This is a genomic window from Bacillus sp. NMCN1, from assembly GCF_002998085.1.
Taxonomy (GTDB): Bacteria; Bacillota; Bacilli; order Bacillales; family Bacillaceae; genus Bacillus.
In genome coordinates, this window is record NZ_PVQL01000004.1 from 226,256 (window position 1) to 245,838 (window position 19,583).

Below are 19,583 nucleotides of genomic sequence, written 5' to 3' on the forward strand. Positions count from 1 at the left end.
CTCTCTAAGAATGTTTCACGAAATAATGGCGTAAACCATAGTTAGCAATAACCTGCTGCTGAATTTGCGAAGTCCCTTCAATAATTTCAAGCACCTTCGCTTCACGATATAGTCTTGAAGCTGAGTTTTCCCGGCTAAATCCACTTCCGCCATGAATTTGGACATTTGTATTTGTAATGTCAACAGCGATTTTAGAGGTGAAATATTTTGCAATGGATGTTTCTGTGATCGCATCAGGATGATTCGCTTCTCTCATTTCCCCAGCCTTTAGGCATAAGGCTCTCGCTGCATGGAGCTGGGTGACCGCATCTCCGATCATGCCTTTGATCATTTGATGCTTGTACAATTTCTCATTAAATTGTGTTCTTTTACGTGAATACGTAACAAGAGAATCAACGGCTTCTTGTGCAATGGCAAGCCCTGCCCAAGCGACACTGTATCTTCCATGGTCTAATGCGAGTGACACCACGTGGTTAAATCCGCCCCCAACTGGTCCTAAGACACAGTCTTCATGCACCTGGACATGATCGAGGGTGATTTCCGCTAAATATGACGCTCGGTTGGCCATCATTCCTGTAATTCTCTCAATCTCTACACCCGGCTGATCTCGATCGACAAGGAATGCCGTGACTTGTTCACCGTCTCTTGCAATCACAATAAAGAAATCTGCAATCGCTCCAAAGGAAATCCACTTTTTCTTCCCATTTAATACATAGGATTGTCCTTTCTTTTGATAGCTTGTTTCAACATGATTGGCATCTGAACCAATATTCGGCTCTGACAAAGCAAAGGCACCGATTTTTTCTCCTTTAGCTAATTCAACGAGCCAGCCTTGTTTTTGGTCTTCTGTCCCGTAACGAAGAATGGCTTCTCCTACGAGTGAATTCACTGTCAATAATGTCCGTACATTACAGCAAGCTTTCCCCACTTGTTCCGTGAACTGTCCATATGCTATTGGATCAAGCCCCAGCCCTTGATAGGAAGACGGGATACCTGCTGCCAAGTAGCCTCTTTTTGCCATATCTCGAATGAGCGACTCTGGCAAATGTTCTGTCTCATCGAATTCATTGGCAAATGGACGGATATGTTCATCGCAATACTGTCGTATTTCTTCAATGGCGTTGAGCGTTTGTTCAGCTGTTTTCATGAAGAGCCGCCCCCTGTTGTTTTCTCTCAATTAAGGCGACAATGCGATTGACCGTACTAAAATGAGCAATGTCGAGGTCTTCGTTGTCTAATTGGAAGTGAAAATCATGTTCGATATAGTTCACTAGTTTCATCGCAAATAGAGAATTGACAAAACCTTGTTCAAAAATATGATCATCATTTCCAAGCTCAATCTCCTCATCAAATACCACTAGGTTTTGCTCGATATAGGCTCTTACTTGTTCGTGTAGGTTCATGATTTAATCTCCTCGCTTTTCACTTTTTTATTGTTTGGCTGGGTCTTTCTGATGTAATTCAATGTTGACATCTACGTATTCTGGGAAAGGCTGAATCATGCTTAAATCGTTTTCAAACAAGATATAGCCATCCTCCCCCTTCTCGATTTCTTTGAAATTGGCAAACTTATATGTGATATACATCATGCGGTTTCGGTCGGTTTGTTTAAAGTCAGCCACAAGCCGTTTTCCCCGCTTTTTCGCTTCTTGCAAAATCGTTGTGAGTAAAATGGTCCCGACACCACGAGACATGACGCGGCAAGACATAAGCAGCAGTTTGACATGCCAGGTGTCACCTATTTCTTCTATTAAAGAGAGTCCAATTTTCCCATAGGAACCGAATTTATCTTCAAGTTCACAGACAAGCAGTAAGTGAGAGTCTGATTGACGGAAGAAATCTAGCTCTTCATAATCGTAGGTTTTCCCGCTCGCATTTAATTGATTGGTACGGACGGTCAGTTCTTCGGCTCGCTGGAGGTCTTGTTCTCCTGCTTCTGATATCACGAATTTCATATGTAAAGACGCCAAAAATTTCTCAGGCGGCCCTTCATATTTCTCTTCTTCTTGCTGCCTTTGATCCGCTTCTAAGTACATTCTTCTGCGTCGTTTCGCATCTTCTGTGATAAAGACTGGACGCAGCCGATCATCAGTGAGTAATGACATATAATCCACTGCATCCCAGCACGTAATCTCTGGATGAACAGCCTTCACTTCCTCTCGTTCAAATGGCTGATCATCAATAAAGAGAATGGTATCTTTATGAATATTTAGGTGCTCGCTGATTCTCTCTAAAGAACTAGATTTGGCATTCCAATGAATCTCTGGATAGAGAAAGAAATGCTCGATCCCAAAGGCGGAGAGCTTTTCCCTCACGGCTGCTTCATCATTCCGGCTTGCAATAGAAAGAAGGATACCGCGCTCATCTAATTCTGTTAGTACTTCCTTCATCGAAGGCTTTAATGTCACTTCATCTGATTCAAGTAAAATTCCATCCCATAATGTATGATCTAAATCCCAGACAACACACTTGATTTGCTTAGCCATTTGTTTTTCTCCTCTCACATGTCATATTGGAAAAAGCCTTTACCTGATTTTTTGCCGTACTCGCCTGCGTCGACCATTTTGACAAGTAAAGGACATGGACGGAACTTCGGATCTTTGTAGCTCTCGTATAAAACAAGCAATGAATTCAAAATCGTATCAAGACCAATTAAGTCCCCTGTCGCAAGTGGTCCCATTTTATGGCCGAAACCCCCGCGGAAAATTTTATCGACATCTGCTGGTGTGGCGACTTGATCTTGCACAGCCCAAATCGCTTCATTGATTGTCAGCATAAGCACACGGTTGGAAACAAATCCCGGAAAATCATGCACCACAACAGGTGTTTTATCAAACGATTTCAAGAACCCTTTTGCCGTTTCAACTGTGTCATCAGAAGTTGCTTTTCCTCTAATTACTTCAACCAATGCTTTAAGAGGAACAGGGTTCATAAAGTGCGCCCCAATGACCTTCTCAGGGTGATGCATAAGGGACCCTACTTTTGTAATCGAAATACAGCTCGTGTTTACAAAATAGATGGTTTCTCTCGCACAAATATCTCGCAGCTTTTCATAAATAGGTTTTTTAATCTCCCAATCTTCCGTCACATTTTCAATGACGATATGTGCGTCATGTAAGCCTTCAAGTGAAGTCGACAGCTGGATTTGGGACAATACATCTTCTAAAGACACTGAGATTTTCTTCTTTCTCACAAATTGAACCAATTGATAGGTCTTCTTGATTTTTTCCAGCGCTTCATTTAGCTTTTCTTCTGTGACATCAACTAATGTGACTTGATAGCCATTTGCTGAAAGGTCTAATGCCATATCAGCCCCCATCACACCTGCTCCAATCACGCCTACGTGCTTCGTGTTCATTTCTCCAACACTCCAATTCGTTTTAAAATGACATTGATTTTTTCTACGACTTCATTTGTTAATGAATGAATAAAAAAGTGATCTCCATCGAATTCAAAAAACGCACAATCTTCGCTTGTATATTGATCCCAATCGTCTAAATCAAACAGCACAGAAGGCAAATCACGTGTACCATAAAAAATAGAAATTGGACAAGCAGCTGGAACGACTTCATCACACAGATAGGTCTCCAAAAGCTGAAAGTCTGCTCTTAAAATCGGCAGAAAGAAATCAAGCACTGCATGGTTATCGGCAAGTTCCTCAGGAACGCCTCCCATCGCTATGATCGCCTCTTTTAGTTTGGAATCTGACAGTTGATGATAGACTTTCTTTTCTGGAATATGTGGTGGAAAGCGCCCAGAATAAAAGACATGGACAGGCTCTTTGTTTAACCTTGTTTTCATTCTTTTTTGTAATTCATACGCAAGGACGGCTCCCATACTATGACCGAAAATGGCATAGGGCTCTCCTTCTTTTAAGGAGGAGGACGCCTGTACATAAAGATCATCTGCGACCTGCTGTAAATCGGTTAGTACAGGCTCTGTCATTCTTGTCCCGTGCCCAGGGAGTTCAAGGGCATGAATTTCTATCGACCGGTCTATATAAGATTTCCACGTACTGAATACGGTACTGGCTCCACCTGCGTACGGTAAGCAAAATAACTTCACGACACGCCACACTCCCTTTTGCATTTGATTGCCAACGCTTCCAGCCAGTGTTTTTCATCATGGATGATTTGTTCTAAAGAAGCTTTGATATTGGCTTTGTACCTACTAGACATCTCACCTGAAAAAAGGAGTTTTGCTGCCTGATGCCTCGCTTTCTCCCATTCTGCTAAAATACGTTCCATCCATCCCACCAGCTCAGGTAGATCGCCTTTGATGAGATTCAACCGATACAGCTCCACTTTCTTCGTATTGATGATCTGATTGAACGACGCCACGAGCTTCTCGATATCATCCCATTGCCGAAACTGCTCATAAAATGTTTCAAGAGCTGTGATTCCTTTTTCTATTACGTCTATCTGACCATGCATATTTCTCAGGAAATAAGTCGTTTTTTGATCAAATAATTCAGTCGAAAGCTTGTCCGGTTCAAAGTAGAAGGACGCATAGGAATGAAATTGATCATTCGGCTGAAAATGATCATGAAAGGTGTCATACCCTTTCTGTACATCTCCAAAAGACAGCACTTGATGCTCATAAGACAAATTATCTAAATGCCGATTCTCTAATACTTGAAAGGTTTGCTGATTTTCATCGAAACCCGTAATTAAAATTGAATGACGGCTATGGGTTGTCAAATACTCTTTTCTGCCTCGCTGAACGTAGGGGTCTACCCAAACAATTACCGGGCGGTCACGCATCACATCTTGTTTGACCTTTTCAATAAGATTGGCACAATACGTCATTTTTTCGACTTGAATGCCTTGTAAATTCATAATCTTTTCTGGATCGTGTGCCGACATCCAGTCAATCTGCAGCAAGCCGTCCTCTGTAAGCCCGTAGGCAAATTGATCATTTAATAAGTATGGAGCGACTTCTTGATTATGCAGCTTCACAATTGGAAAAAAGCAATTGAAGAAACAGCTTCGATAAAACAAATCATTATAAGGATGAATGCCCGAAATCTGTTTGACGGTCATCTTTTTGTCCTCTCTTTCCAGCAGTAGATGTCACCATAAATCCTTTGATGAAACCAATCGTACAAAACCAAGTGAAAAACAAATAATAAGAAATCGCTAATTCAATGAGAGAGGAAGGTCCCCATACAAAAGTCATTTTCCAAGGCAGCCCATTAAAAGCTAGCTGCGCAACAATCATTGGAAGGAGCAATATCCCAATTAGCAACAGCACCCAGCCGATACTTTTCAGCCAGACGTCAAGTGACATGTCCCTGCGAACGAAAGCGCCGTTTCTTACACGCTTTTTCCACTTGATAAATCGAACGACGGACACAATTTGCAGAAAAATAAAGAGACATGTCGCTGCTAAACTCAATTGATCAATGAGCTGAAAAGGATCCATTGATGACTCTGCTTCTTCATTTGTACCCGCGATCGTTTTGGCAATAAGACGTGCCGTTTGCTCTGTGTAGCTGCTATTCATATTTGCTAACACTCCGATAGCAATACCTTCTTTTGGCTGGATCAGAAAAAATGATGAATAGTTTGGATTAGAGCCTGCATGAAAAAGCGATGCCACCTGCCCATGCGCTTTTTCTATATACCAGCCGGCATTGTAATAGACATGCTTCCCTTCTTCTGGGACATTCACAGTTAAGTGATCCGGATTTTTTACAAAACGAGACCAAGTTGAATCGGTCAATTGATATTGCAGCCAAGTCCCCACATCCTGACTATTCATCACAATATAGCCTGCAGGGGTGTTGCCTCGATATTCTGGTGCTTCATAAGCATGCGGAGCAAGGAATTGCAGTTTAAACCCTTCTGAGACAACACCGGATGTCATGCGTTTTAGCCCAGCCTCCGTTTGGTCAAGATGATGCCTTTTAAACAGTCCTTTCATATATGCCTCATATGACGTTCCTGTTACATTTTCAATGATGAGACCAAGGACATCATAGTTGATGGTGGCATATTCAAAGGAGCTGCCTGGCTTGCGATTAAGCTCGATTGATTTCAGCTGATGAACTGTTTTTTTCAACGCATCCTTTGCAGTATCAGGCTGGATAAGCGCAATGGATTGAAAGGGAATGCCGCTTGTGTGATGCATTAATTGCTCCACCGTCAAACGCTGAGGCTTTCCATGGTATGTTGGAAAAAAACCTGGAATATAGCTGCTCACTGGATCTTTTAAATGAAGTTTCCCTTGCTTCTCTAACTCCATAATAGCAAGGGCGGTAAATGCCTTTGATGTAGAACCAATTTCAAAGAAAGTACTCGCTTTCACTTGCTTCTTTTTCTTTCGATCCGCATAACCAAAGCCTTTTTGGTACACCACTTCGTCCTTTTTCACAACCACAGCGGACATGCCTGGAATGCGCCCAAGCTCCATCTGTTCCTCTATCACTTGATCAATGGCTTTAGATGAAATTACTGCTTTTGCATGTGTCCCCCCGGCAAAGCTGCTTATCCATAAGACCGATAATAAAAATGAAATGTAGATAACATGCTGATTTTTCCTCATGTAAATAATGAATCCATTTCTTCAAGAGACATATCCACTGTTTCAAAATCAGACGGTGTAAATTCGATTCCTTCCTTCTCTAAGCAATGCTGTACCAGACGCTCAATTTGCCGTTCTACCTCTTGTAATAGCTGAGTCATATCTGTTTCACACAGCTGTTTTTCACTGAAAGAAAGATGAAAAATCAGCTGACCGCCCTTGATGGTAGCGACCATATCGATGACGGTTGTTAAAGGATTATCCAATGACGAATCAATCCCCGATGTAAAGTAAGACATCTCATAATCAGATGATTGTTTCAGCACTTGATCAATTTCACCTAGATAGTTAAAGCGTAATTGCGGTGCTGAATGAGGAGGAAGCTGCCTATTGATGAGTGACAACAGCCCATAGTCTGCACCTTTATTTGGCACTTCACGTATCGTTTCTTTGACAGTCCGTATGTGATCTGAGAGAGATTCAGAGACATGAACATTCACAGGGTACATGGTGGTGAACCAGCCGAACGTTCTAGATACATCGATATCTTCCTCTACAGCATCCCTGCCATGACCTTCTAATTCCAAAGAAATCCGCTTTTGATTCGTTTGCTGATAACAAGCTTGCGTCAAGGCTGAAATTAACAGTTCGTGAGGCTGCGTTTGATACGCTTTATTCGCTTGATTGGTCAATTGATTCGTGAGCTCCACTGATAATGCTTTGGTTAATTTGACTTCGTCTCTGATATACCCCTCATTTGAAGAAACTTGATACAGAGGCTGAATATCCTGCACCGCTTTTTGCCAATAGCTGAGCGACTCTTTTACTTCCTCTGATACTGCATACTCGTTCACCCGCTCTGTAAATGTTTGATAGGAATGGGTTTTAGGCGGAAGTACTTCAGCTGTGACCTTCTCTGCATGCAATAATTGAATCAAGTCCTCCACAAGAATTTGCCATGACATACCATCAGCTAAAAGATGATGGGCGGTAAAAATGAGATGTGATTGAGAAGCAGTTTGACAAAGCGCTGCCTGAATCAATGGTCCTTGATAAAGATGAGTTCTTTGCTTGACCTGACACCCTGCTTCTTGTAGCGCTTCTTCCACATTCTCTTCTGACAATGCCGTGAAATCGTGGATCATCAGCGGAATATCGTGAACGTCTTCATCATAATAGAGTGTATTTGTTGCCTCATGTACTTTTAACCTTAAACCGTCGTGATGAATGACCAACTCTTTTAAAGCATCCTGCACGATTCTTTCATCCATCTTTTTCTTTGAATGAACAATGATGGATTGATGCCAGAAATGTTCATCTTTTAACCGCTGGGACCAGAACCATTCGATGATTGGGATCGATTTCACATCGCCCGCAGCCTGCTCTTGTGAAATATGTAAGACTGGTTCCTGCTGAACGACTTGTGCCATTTCTCGAAAAATGGGATACGTAAAAAGATCTTTGGTTTTTAAATAGAGTCCTTTGTCTTTTAACTTCGCAATAAATTGAATCGCCTTAATGGAGTCACCGCCAAGCTGATAAAAATGATCAGCCGGTTCGATCGTTTCATGCCCTAAGATGTCTTTTGCTGTATCTACTATGATCTCTTCGATGTCCGCTGTTTCCTTGGACCATTCAACGGCTGTTTCCACTTGAGACAGCAATGGATCAGGCAGTGCTGTCCGATTGATTTTTCCGTTTTGAGTAAGCGGGAGCTCATCTAGTACAACAAAATAGGCAGGTACCATATAAGCTGGAAGCTGATCTGATAATTTCCTTCTAAGTAAAAAGGACGTCAGCTCTTTTTCTTTCAATTCAATATAAGCAGCCAGCTGTTTTTCCCCAGATTCATCGGTTAGATCAATGACAGCTGCTTTATCAACTTCTTCAAGTGCCATAAGCGCAAGTTCAATTTCACCCAGCTCAATTCGGTAGCCTCGCAGCTTGATTTGATGATCAATCCTGCCAATGTATTCTATCTTTCCATCATTTGCTCGTTTGGCTATATCACCTGTTCGATACATGCGGCGGTCGTTTACAAAAGGATTGGGCAGAAAGCGCGATTCATGCAAATCAGGTCTTTGCCAATATCCTCTTCCAACACCCGCGCCTGAAATATATATTTCTCCTACTGTCCCTGGCAGCACGGCTTGCTGATTCTCATCTAAAAGGTAAATCTCTGTATTTGGCATTGGCACACCAATTGACACCGATGTCCCTCCATCCTCTTGATGGAATTGATGAATCATACAGCCAACGGTTGCTTCAGTTGGTCCATATTCATTAAAGATGGATATCCTTCCATCACTTGCCTCTGTGATTCTTTTGGCCAAAGCGGTCGATAATTGTTCTCCTCCCACAATCATCCGTTTCACAACTGATTGAGACAGTGCAGCATCTGTTAACAGTGCCATATGAGCTGGTGTCAGCTTGATGACTTTTGCTTTTTGATCAGACAAAATATGTTCTAATAAAAAGCCTGGTTGATCCTCTTGACGATAGATCACCACTGTACTGCCAATAACCAATGGCGTATAAATGGATGTCACGGTTAAATCAAATGCAATGGATGAATACAAGGCAAAATGATCATCTGATGAATCAGTATAGTGTGTTTTGGCAGACATGATATAGTTCACTAAGCTTCGGTGCTCAATCATGACTCCCTTTGGATGGCCTGTAGAGCCAGACGTATAAATCATATATGCGACGTCTTCAGCATCCCCAATGAATGGATGTACCGCATCATACTGATCCAACTGATCCCACACGTTGTAGATATTGTACGTATCGCCATTAAAATGGTATGCAGATGCGTCATCTGTGAAAAACAGCTTTGCCTGGCTGTCATCCAAAATAAACTGAATACGTTCCTGCGGATACTCAGGATCAATCGGCACATAAGCACCTCCAGCCTTTAAAATCCCCAGCAGCAGCACTATAAGTTCTGGTGAATGATTCATACATACTGCAACAAAGTCATGCCTCTGTAAGCCATGTGTTTGTAGGAAATGCGCCATTCGATTGGTTTTTCTCTCAAGATCACTGTATGTCATGATACGATTTCCGTCCTGAAGCGCGATTCGATCAGGGGAAGTCTTTGACATGTCTGTGATCAATTCATGGATTTTTTGTTTCTGTGGAAATAGCACGCCTGTGTCGTTCCATTGATATAGCTCTCGATGTTCCTCGTCTTCTGTCATAAGAAGTACGTCTTTTATCAGCTGCTTTGGCTGGGCGAGTATGGTTTCGACAAAGAGAAGCATTCTTTCGTGTAGAAAGTCGATGTCTACATTGCTGTAATCTGAGATCTTGTAGTCATATTGAAGCTCGATTTGCCCTTTTTCATCCCATTCTTTCACAGCAACTTGTAAGCCATATGGCTGGAAGCCATTGTAAAGCTCTATGTATTCAACTTTGTATCCTTCCATCTCCTGCACCATATTTGTGCTGTAGGAGTTGATATAGATTTGAAAAAGCTGATCATATCCTGCTTTGGCAAGCTCTAAATCTTTGACAAGTGCATCATAGGGATAACGCTGATGAAGGAAGTAAGCCTTATAGCTTTTTTGAACGTCTGTCAGACTTTCTAACAAAGAGAGATGAGGATCAATCTTCATTCGATATGGCATTGTACTGACGGTCATACCGGAAGTGGCTTTTTCCTTTTGTCCGGAACGATTGAGAACTGGCGTCCCAATAATAAAATCTTTTTGCTGGTATCTTTTATGTAAGTAAACGAAGAGTCCTAAAGTAAATAAAGAATTGATTGAACAATGATGGGCATCTATAAATTCATAGATTCGTTCTGAGAGTTGTCGATCAAGGTAATGGCTGTGCCGATGGCCTTTGATTTGGTCAGTTCCCTGTACCAAATAACTATCAGACACATCAGATAATGCTTCTTTCCAAAATTTCTGATCTTTTTTAAATCTTGGGGAGTTCATATATTTTGATTCTTTATCAATAAATACAGAATGATTGTCTGCTTCTTGTTCGATAGAGGAGCTTTGGGTAAGAGCAGTGTAAAGCTGGCTAATTTTATCGATGATTACTTTCATCGACCATCCATCTGCTACTGTATGATGGCATTTGATGAAATAACCGGATTGTTGTTCACCGATTTTTAGTACAGCAAATTCGGCGAGAGAGGTTTCTGTTAATTGAAATGGTGTTTTGAAGGCTTTTTCGGCCCATTCTAGCATGTCTTCATGTGTGGAAAACTCATAGGTAGGAATAGGGTTATCGGCGTTTGGATCAACGTATTGAAGCGTCTCACCATCTTTCTCTACTAGCTTGAGACGAAGAGATTCAGTCATCATGATACAAGATGCAATGGCCTGCTTCAGTTTATCGAGCTGCAACGGCCCATTGACGAAAATGATACCGCCAATATGATTGATCGGTGTTTCTGGATAAAATGTTTCCATGTTCATCACGCGCCGCTGCGGATGTGTTAATGGCCAATATACTAAACTACTAGTCAATTACGCCACCTCTACTTTTCATATAGTTAACATTTCTACGAACATATTAAATCATATAACAGTATTTTTGTAAATAATTGAGATAAAATGTCTAAATTTGTTCATTTTTTAATCTAGACGCTAGGAAAGCCGACACAGTAAACAAGGCAACGTTTATAAAAAAGACGACTCTTGCCCCAAAGAGATCGGTCATGGTGCTCATAACGAGGATGGACATTCCGTATATAAAAGTTGATAGTGTATGTTGAGCTGATAGTATTTTAGGCAATTCAATTTCACTCAATGTATCTTGTACATAGGTACGAATGGAAATGCTGCGAAGCTGAAAAGCTGGCCCTAATAAAAAAACAAACAACAAACTCATCCATGCTGAATGATTCAATCCTAAACAAAGGGTTAGCACAGCTACGATCACCGAACTGTAAAAAATGTGATCAAACAAACGCTGTTCCACATGCTTTGCGAACCGCAGTACGAGCAGGCCGCCTAGAATGGTTCCGCCAAAATAGCTTGCGTTAATAAAGCCCCACCATGTTTCAGGCTGGTGTAAGACTTCAGTGACATACACAAGGATAATGGCACCAGTCCAAATACTTCTACCACTCATGGATAGCATTTCTAAAATCGTTAATGTTCGAATAGTTGGCTTTTCATACATGAGCTTCCACCCTGAAAAGACCCTTGTACCAAATGATTCAGACTGTTGCTCTTGTTTAGCTACAGCCCCAGTATCAATGATAAAGAGCATAGATATGAGCGACAAACTATATAAAACAAGTGTCGTCAATAGGAGAAACTGCGGTCCAAGAATGCCAATAAACAGCCCTCCTAAAAGCCAGCCTAATAAAAGGACAATTTGATCAGAAGTTAAGATATAGCTATTGGCTTTTAGTAAAAAGTTCTTTTCTACTAGACGTGGGATCATCGAATTTCGAACGGGAATGGTTCCTCCATCTATCAAAGAAAGGAAAAATACAATGATAAAAAAGAGAGGAATAGTAAAAGTTGATAGTTGTAGAATATAAATGAAAATTAAGCAACCGAAGAAAGCAATTTGACACATTTGCAAATAGATAATGAGTCTTTTCAGCTTAAATTGATACATAAAGAAAGGAATGAGTACCGCTCCAAGTGCTTGTCCAACAAACTGCGAGACAGCCACCATTGAAGCAATCAGTGTAGAATTTGTTAATTGATATGTCAGGATGGTCAGAACGAGGACATATAGCGAATCCCCAAAATTAGCTAGGGATTGTCCCCCTAATAAAAAGTAAAATGATTTATTTTTCATATTGATCTCCATTTTCTCTTCATTATAACCCATAATAATACATTATTTTCTACACTTCTACTTTTTATAACAATATATTCATAATTTGATACATTTTTCCTAATTTAAAAAACCGCCAAAAGGCGGTTTTTATTTAGTCATATATATGGACGGTTGGTTCTTTGTCTTCAGCATTTTTCGTGATCAGGGCTTCTTGTTGATCAGAAGATGTAATGTTAATTTCGATATTGGTACTCTTATAGTAATCCATGACTTCACCTGTTAAATATTGCGTGAAGGCTACAACTTCCGTTTTTCCGTAGAACTGCATTGGAATTTCGACTTTCATTTTTTGCAGGTTGCCGTTTTTGTAAAAGCCTTTTCCTACGACTCCGGTGTAATTCGGGAAGTAGTCTTCGACTTTTGTTTTGAAGCGGTCAAAACGCTCGGAATCATCTTTGTAATTGCCTTTCGCATTATCTGAAGGGAAGAAGACATTCTCCTCTTTGATCGTATCCCAATTGCCGATATCAGCTGAGCCTGCTTTCACATCCGTTTTTGCGATAAAGTTTCCTGGAACGATAGATGATTTTGGTGCTTGCTTATAAAGTGCAATCATGACAGGCACTTTTTGCAGTCCATCCATTTGACGAATTCGCTTGATCACTTGTTCAGCGATTTTTTCACCTTCTGCCAAAAGTTTCTTTGAACTTTTCGATGAATCGATGGTCACCTCTTGCTGCGGGTCACCGATATTTTCACGGTAATAATAAACAGAGTTCAGCGCAAGTCCAATCACAACTCCGCCAAGCTGTAAGCTGTTTTTATCTTTCCGAATTAAGTAATTATGCTCTAGCATCGAAGCTAAGTAAATTGGACTATTTTCATTTTTAGACTTTGTTGAACCTGAGCTTGGAAGAGCAGGGTTTAAGCCGAGATTCTTAAAGTCTTTATCTTCTTTTTCTGCCTTTTTCAGATCACTGCCTGTTTTTTTGCGCGCCAGCCAGTTGAGAACTGTGTCCTCATCTAAATGCTGTCCTTCTTGGAAAAGATAGTCGTTTGTATTAAATGACTCTGTTGCAAGGCGCATGAGTCCTGTTTCAAATTCATCGATGTCCAGGCGTGTGTTGAGACGCTCTGCTGTTAATCCTCTCGCAGCCCCTTGTTTAAACGGCAGCACCATTTTGTAATAGGAGTCAGAGATATTGTACATCGGGATGATGGCTGTTTCCTTCGTTTCATCCGTTTTTTGTGTGACCTCTTCTTCTTCCTTTCCCCCAAAAGGTGCACACGCTGACAATACCAGTGTGAGCATTGTCAGCAGCAATAACAACTTTTTCAATAGAAAACACTCCTCTTATTTCTTTAGCTCCTCGAGCATTTTAGCTTCGTCCCAAATTTCAATATTGAGTTCTTCTGCCTTTGTCAGCTTACTTCCCGCTGCTTCTCCGGCAATGACTAAATCTGTTTTTTTACTCACACTACCTGCCAGCTTGCCGCCTAATGCTTCGATCGCTGCTTTTGCATCGTTTCGAGCCATTTCTTCTAATTTCCCTGTCAGCACAATGGTTTTGCCTGCAAAATAGGAATCACTTTCTTCTGCCTTCACCGGCTTTGGCCCTGTGTAGGTCATATTGACCCCAAGCTCTTTTAGTTCATTTAGCAGGTTGAGTATTTCTTCTTTCTCAAAGTACGTGACGACGGCATCAGCCATTTTTTCACCGATTTCATCGACTTCGAGTAATTGTTCTTTCGTCGCTTGCTTTAATTGATCGATGTCGCCGAAATGCATCGCCAAGGTCTTTGCCGCTTTAGAGCCAATAAATCGTATACCGAGTCCAAATAGTAAACGCTCTAGAGAGTTTTCTTTCGATTGCTCAATCGAACGCAGTAAATTGTCGACAGATTTTTCGCCCATTCGCTCAAGCTGAATGAGCTCTTCTTTCGTTAATCGGTAAAGATCGGACACACGAGAGACAAGCTGTTCTTGGAAAAGCTGTGTAATGACCCGCTCGCCAAGCCCATCAATGTTCATTGCATTACGGGAAACAAAATGAATGAGTCCCTCACGTATTTGGGCAGGGCATTCTGGATTGATGCAACGCAAAGCCACTTCGCCTTCAATTCTCACCAGCTCACTATGACACTCCGGGCATTCAGTCGGCATGTGAAACGGCTTTTCTTCTCCTGTACGCTGATCGATCAGTACGCCTGCGACTTCTGGAATAATATCGCCCGCTTTTTTCACAATCACTTGATCAAAAAGGCGAATATCCTTTTCTTTGATCAAATCTTCATTATGAAGGGAAGCACGCTGCACTGTCGTCCCTGCTACTTTGACAGGCTCAAGAATCGCTGTTGGTGTGATGACACCTGTACGCCCGACACTTAGTTCAATATCAAGCAGCTTTGTCACGACCTCTTCAGCTGGAAACTTGTACGCAACAGCCCAGCGGGGACTTTTGGCTGTAAAGCCGAGCTCTTCCTGCTGAGCTAATGAATCGACTTTGATGACAATTCCATCGATTTCATATGAAAAATCGGCACGCTTCGTTTTTAGTGTTTCAATGAGGTCAATCACTTCTTCAATCGTTTGGCACATCCGTCTTTCTTTGTTCGTTTTAAAGCCAAGTTCGTCGAGAAGGTCAAGCCCTTCGCTTTGCGATTCAACACCGATTTCATCAAGCTCCGCTATACTGTAGACGAAGATATCAAGGTTTCGTTTCGCCGCAATTTTCGTGTCAAGCTGACGAAGCGAGCCTGCCGCCGCATTACGCGGGTTCGCAAACGGCTCTTCTTCGTTTTGTATTCTTTTTTCATTTAATGCTTCAAAAGAAGGTTTTGGCATAAATGCCTCGCCTCTCACTTCAATCGACAGAGGACGTTTGATTTTGAGCGGGATGGAACGAATGGTTTTGAGGTTTTCAGTAATATCCTCACCCGTAGTCCCATCTCCACGTGTGGCACCTCGGACAAACACGCCATTTTCATAACGGAGAGAAACAGCGAGTCCGTCAATTTTCAGCTCGACATTGTATGCGATATCGTCACCGACTGCTTGACGAACCCGGCGGTCAAAATCAAGAAGGTCCTGTTCATTAAACGCATTCCCGAGGCTGAGCATCGGTGTGCCGTGGCGCACTTTTTGGAAGGCGTCTAACACAGCGCCTCCTACTCTTTGTGAGGGGGAGTCCGCTGCTTTTAAATCAGGGTGCTCTTCCTCTAAAGAGATCAGCTCACGCATCCGCGCATCATATTCAGCGTCAGGAACACTTGGACGATCAAGTGTATGATATTCGTAGTTGTATTGATTCAAAATCTGGTGCAGTTCCTCGATCCGGCGTTTCGCTGCTTCTTTATCCATCTGCTTCTTCCTTTCAATTCATCCGTTTTATAAGTCCTATCGGTTTATTGCTTCTCAATTGGCGCAAATGCTGCGAGAAGACGCTTAATGCCTGTAGGGCTTGGGAAGGCAATATCAAGCTCTGTGCTGTCTCCGCTGCCTTTTACACTCACAACCGTTCCAACGCCCCATTTTTTATGAGCCGCTTTATCACCCACAGCCCAGCCAATACTTCCGCCGCCTGTGTTTTGAATGGTTTGAGTTTGCGGACGTGAGACAGGTCCCCGTCTTTGCGGTCTTTCTCTTGTTTGGCCAAACGGTGTTTTCGTTTCTTTCTTCTCATTTAGGTTGTCCAATAAATCAGCTGGTATTTCTCGAATGAATCTTGATTCAAGGTTCATGTTTGTCCGGCCGAAGAGTGTTCTCATCTTGGCACTTGATAAATAAAGCTCTTCTTCAGCGCGTGTGATGCCTACATAGGCAAGACGGCGCTCCTCTTCCATCTCTGCATCTTCCATTAATGAACGGCTGTGCGGGAAGACACCTTCCTCCATGCCCATTAAGAAAACAACAGGAAACTCTAGACCTTTTGCGGCGTGAAGAGTCATTAAGATGACGGCATCCTGATCTTCTTCCTCATTCTCATCCAGCTTATCAATGTCTGCGACGAGGGCGAGATCTGTCAGGAAGGTCACGAGAGATTTATCTTCATTTTGTTCTTCAAAGTTCTTAGTCACGGAGAGAAACTCGTCAATATTTTCTAAACGGCTTTGTGCCTCAATCGTTTTTTCGACCTTCAGTGCTTCACGATAGCCTGTTTTCTCTAGGATTTCTTCTGTTAATTCTGTGACAGATAAATAATCCTGCATATTTGTCATTTGATCAATGAGCTGTTTGAACTCATCAAGCGCATTGGCTGCCCTTGCACTGAGTCCAATGAAATCCACCTGACCAAGCGCTTCAAACATAGACAGGTCATTCATCTCTGCATAAGCAGCAATTTTATCAACAGATGTTGCACCGATTCCGCGCTTTGGTACATTGACAATTCGTGCAAAACTAATATCGTCATTTGGGTTTGCTACTAAGCGTAAGTACGCCAAAATGTCCTTGATCTCTTTCCTGTCATAGAACTTTGTACCGCCGACAATGTTGTATTGAATGTTTGACTTCAATAATGTTTCCTCTATGACACGAGACTGGGCATTGGTCCGATAAAGGATCGCAAAATCGGATAATTTACGTTTACCGCTCTGATAAAGTTGATGAATCTTTCCAGCGACAAATTGTCCTTCACCGAATTCATTATCTGCACGGTAATAGGCAATCTTCGCTCCTTCATCATTTTCCGTCCAAAGATTTTTTGGCTTACGGTTTGCATTGTTTTGGATGACCGTATTTGCGGCATTCAAAATGCGTTTCGTCGATCTGTAATTTTGCTCAAGCAGAATCACTTCACTGGACGGATAATCTTTTTCAAAGGAGAGAATGTTTGTAATATCCGCTCCGCGCCAACGGTAAATGGACTGATCCGAGTCACCGACAACACATATATTTTGAAAGCGCTGAGCAAGCAGTTTCACAAGCATGTACTGCGCTCTGTTCGTATCCTGATACTCATCGACATGAATGTATTGGAATTTCCGCTGATAGTGTTCTAATACTTCAGGGATCCGCTCAAACAGACGAATCGTCATCATAATGAGATCATCAAAATCGAGTGATTGGTTTTTGAGTAACCGTTTTTGATAATCTGTGTAGACGTCACTGACCACTTGATCATAGAAATCACCGGCTGTTTTGGCATATTCCTCTGCGTCAATGAGTTCGTTTTTTGCACTGCTGATTGATCCTAAAATGCTGCGTGGATCGAACTTTTTAGGATCGATATTTCGTTCTTTTAATATGTTTTTAATCACTGAAAGCTGATCAGATGTGTCTAATATAGAGAAGTTGCGATTCACACCAATACGGTCAATATCTCGTCGTAAAATGCGCACACACATGCTGTGGAACGTAGAGATCCAAATGTCATCCGCACCAGGCCCTAAAATGGCTTGGACACGCTCACGCATTTCACGTGCTGCCTTATTTGTAAACGTAATCGCTAAAATGTTCCACGGAGCCACATGCTTTTCTGCCATTAAGTAGGCGATTCGGTGTGTGAGCACCCGCGTTTTTCCGCTTCCTGCTCCTGCCATCAAGAGTAGCGGACCGTCTGTTGCTTTGACCGCTTCTTTTTGCGCGTCATTCAGCCCTTCTAATAGATGATTCGATATTTTATTCATTCCATTCACCGCCAATTCGAACTTATGTTCTATTTTAACCCGTTTCGTCTTGTTTGACTATGATGACTTTTTGACTGCGCCCACTGTCTTTAATGCTTCTTTGAAATTGTCATAAATGACGTTTCCTACAACAACCACGTCTGCATGCTGCGCAAAGTCTGCTGCCTGCTTTGCGTTTTCAATGCCCCCGCCATAAAAAAGAACCGTTTCAGAAAGCACTGCTTTCGTTTCTTTCACAAGCTCTATATCTCCAAGCGTTCCGCTGTATTCTAGATAAAAAATGGGTAGCTTCATCAAATGCTCTGCCACTCTTGCATATGCCCTTACGTCATCGATATCCAGCGCTGTATTTGCCTCTGTGAGCTTGGCCGCTTTACACTCTTCATTTAAAATCACATAGCCTTCAGGCACAATCTCTTCCATTGACATCAAATCACCGAATTCCTTCATCGCGTCCTTGTGAAGCCCAACAATCCAGTCAGGATGAGAGCTGTTTAAGACGGTCGGGATGAAATACAGATCGAAGCCCGGCACAATCATCTCATGTGTTGAGATTTCGAGCACACAAGGCACAAGAAACCGGCGGACCTTTGACATCAATTGGAGCACATTGTCCTCTGTCACATTGTCACTGCCGCCAATCAATATGGCATCAGTACCAGATTCACAAATCGCCTCCAGCTGTTCATCGGATATTTCTTTATTTGGATCGAGTTTAAAGACATGCTTCCACTCGGTAACATCATACATGAAAAACGTTCCTCCATTCGTTTCATTCCATTTAAATATTATAACAAAATCAGTGACCGCAAAAAATGGGTAACCTCCTTCACCTAAAAGTTTCATTCTTTTGAAAATGAACGATTTTAACTCTAGATGAGGCTAATGGAGACTATGTGAAAAGATTCACTTCAAGAGGAGCTGAGGGAGATCAATATATTGATACTGAACTGAAATGCGAGCTGCTTCGTCTCATCACATGATATTATACAATAAAGGAACATTTTACTATCTAATAAGCAGGTGAATGATTTGAAAAGAAACATCACATATGATCAAACGATCGACATCGGATACATTGATCTCATCCCGCCTGGAATCGGGACAATCAAAGAAACCATTGAATTAGACGTGAATGAATGTGTGAACGCAGATATCGACAAACAGGGACGAGTGGCTGGACTGGAGTTATTTGCAGAAGAAGCCGAGGTTTTGAAGCATGCACCCGTTTATGAGGACGAGCTTTCGTTGCGTTTTACGGATCAGGAAGTTCTCTCAACCTATCATTTGTCAGGCATTGAATTTCAATTCTCGACGCTTGATCACAATGGGCTGATCGGTTTTACCATTGTCGAACCGCTTCGATATAACGTCAAAAGAAAGACAAGAAAAAACCGTTTTGAATGGTCAAAACGGTTTTTTTAAACTATTGTCTTACTTCATTGAAATAATGGACGGATGTCATAGCCCCTTCATCGACCATCTTGTTGTCTTGAATATCTAATGGATCAGGGTGTCCGGCCTTTTCAGGAATCTTTTCATCTGAGCGGAACATGCTTGCCCATTTTTTGAGATGCTGTTTATTTTTTACTGCTAATAACACTGCACCACCAACCCCTAATCCTGCAAGTACATACGCATTTGGACGCTTATTCATGTATGTTCCCTCC

15 protein-coding genes and 2 pseudogenes are annotated in these 19,583 nt (G+C 41.9%); 1 reads left to right on the forward strand and 16 read right to left on the reverse strand.

Going from position 1 to position 19,583, the window contains the following annotated elements; genetic code table 11:
- Window positions 1–4: 4 nt before the first annotated feature.
- The 15 genes and pseudogenes from C6W21_RS17535 to pcrB form a co-directional block, all read right to left on the reverse strand.
- Entirely contained in the window at window positions 5–1,147 is a 1,143-nt protein-coding gene (locus tag C6W21_RS17535; protein WP_106051905.1) for an acyl-CoA dehydrogenase family protein, read from the reverse strand.
- Window positions 1,134–1,403, reverse strand: a complete 270-nt coding sequence (locus tag C6W21_RS17540) for an acyl carrier protein (RefSeq protein WP_034664694.1) — start codon at window positions 1,401–1,403, stop codon at window positions 1,134–1,136. Before C6W21_RS17540 ends, C6W21_RS17535 begins: the two co-directional genes overlap by 14 nt.
- A 27-nt stretch (window positions 1,404–1,430) precedes the next feature.
- Entirely contained in the window at window positions 1,431–2,486 is a 1,056-nt protein-coding gene (locus tag C6W21_RS17545) for an HAD-IIIC family phosphatase (protein ID WP_106051909.1), read from the reverse strand.
- 14 nt (window positions 2,487–2,500) lie between these two features.
- Window positions 2,501–3,358 (reverse strand): 3-hydroxyacyl-CoA dehydrogenase family protein, encoded by an 858-nt coding sequence (locus tag C6W21_RS17550; RefSeq protein ID WP_106051914.1) that lies wholly within the window; start codon window positions 3,356–3,358, stop codon window positions 2,501–2,503.
- The gene (locus tag C6W21_RS17555; RefSeq protein WP_095286019.1) at window positions 3,355–4,065 is read right to left on the reverse strand and encodes a thioesterase II family protein; all 711 of its coding nucleotides are present in this window, start codon (window positions 4,063–4,065) and stop codon (window positions 3,355–3,357) included. Before C6W21_RS17555 ends, C6W21_RS17550 begins: the two co-directional genes overlap by 4 nt.
- Window positions 4,062–5,042 carry a C39 family peptidase gene (locus C6W21_RS17560; protein WP_106051916.1) on the reverse strand — a complete coding sequence of 327 codons (981 nt, stop codon included), beginning with the start codon at window positions 5,040–5,042 and terminating at the stop codon, window positions 4,062–4,064. Before C6W21_RS17560 ends, C6W21_RS17555 begins: the two co-directional genes overlap by 4 nt.
- A complete protein-coding gene (locus C6W21_RS17565; RefSeq protein WP_106056794.1) occupies window positions 5,005–6,546 on the reverse strand; it encodes a serine hydrolase domain-containing protein in 1,542 nt (513 codons plus the stop codon). The genes C6W21_RS17560 and C6W21_RS17565 overlap by 38 nt, the downstream gene beginning before the upstream one ends.
- On the reverse strand, window positions 6,543–8,474 hold the full coding sequence (locus C6W21_RS19520; protein ID WP_411266047.1) for a condensation domain-containing protein: 1,932 nt from the start codon (window positions 8,472–8,474) through the stop codon (window positions 6,543–6,545). Before C6W21_RS19520 ends, C6W21_RS17565 begins: the two co-directional genes overlap by 4 nt.
- Window positions 8,451–9,728: pseudogene (locus C6W21_RS19525) on the reverse strand (non-ribosomal peptide synthetase); the annotation flags it as partial. The gene C6W21_RS19520 and the pseudogene C6W21_RS19525, both read right to left, overlap by 24 nt.
- Window positions 9,723–11,012: pseudogene (locus C6W21_RS19530) on the reverse strand (condensation domain-containing protein); the annotation flags it as partial. The pseudogenes C6W21_RS19525 and C6W21_RS19530, both read right to left, overlap by 6 nt.
- A gap of 91 nt (window positions 11,013–11,103) precedes the next feature.
- Window positions 11,104–12,303, reverse strand: coding sequence for an MFS transporter (locus C6W21_RS17575; protein WP_223249626.1), 1,200 nt, complete (start codon window positions 12,301–12,303; stop codon window positions 11,104–11,106).
- 133 nt (window positions 12,304–12,436) lie between these two features.
- Complete coding sequence (locus C6W21_RS17580) at window positions 12,437–13,624, reverse strand: CamS family sex pheromone protein (protein WP_106051930.1); 1,188 nt, start codon at window positions 13,622–13,624, stop codon at window positions 12,437–12,439.
- Between the two features lie 15 nt (window positions 13,625–13,639).
- Window positions 13,640–15,646, reverse strand: a complete 2,007-nt coding sequence (ligA, locus tag C6W21_RS17585) for an NAD-dependent DNA ligase LigA (protein WP_106056797.1) — start codon at window positions 15,644–15,646, stop codon at window positions 13,640–13,642.
- A gap of 44 nt (window positions 15,647–15,690) precedes the next feature.
- The gene (pcrA, locus tag C6W21_RS17590; protein WP_106051936.1) at window positions 15,691–17,913 is read right to left on the reverse strand and encodes a DNA helicase PcrA; all 2,223 of its coding nucleotides are present in this window, start codon (window positions 17,911–17,913) and stop codon (window positions 15,691–15,693) included.
- Window positions 17,914–17,970: 57 nt separating this feature from the next.
- Window positions 17,971–18,663, reverse strand: a complete 693-nt coding sequence (pcrB, locus tag C6W21_RS17595; protein ID WP_106051938.1) for a heptaprenylglyceryl phosphate synthase — start codon at window positions 18,661–18,663, stop codon at window positions 17,971–17,973.
- 282 nt (window positions 18,664–18,945) lie between these two features.
- Between pcrB and C6W21_RS17600 the strand changes: the two genes are divergently transcribed.
- Window positions 18,946–19,338 carry a DUF2283 domain-containing protein gene (locus tag C6W21_RS17600; RefSeq protein WP_106051940.1) on the forward strand — a complete coding sequence of 131 codons (393 nt, stop codon included), beginning with the start codon at window positions 18,946–18,948 and terminating at the stop codon, window positions 19,336–19,338.
- Between the two features lies 1 nt (window position 19,339).
- On the opposite strand, the gene C6W21_RS17605 is transcribed toward C6W21_RS17600, so the two are convergent.
- Window positions 19,340–19,570 carry a hypothetical protein gene (locus C6W21_RS17605; protein WP_003214314.1) on the reverse strand — a complete coding sequence of 77 codons (231 nt, stop codon included), beginning with the start codon at window positions 19,568–19,570 and terminating at the stop codon, window positions 19,340–19,342.
- Window positions 19,571–19,583 lie beyond the last annotated feature (13 nt).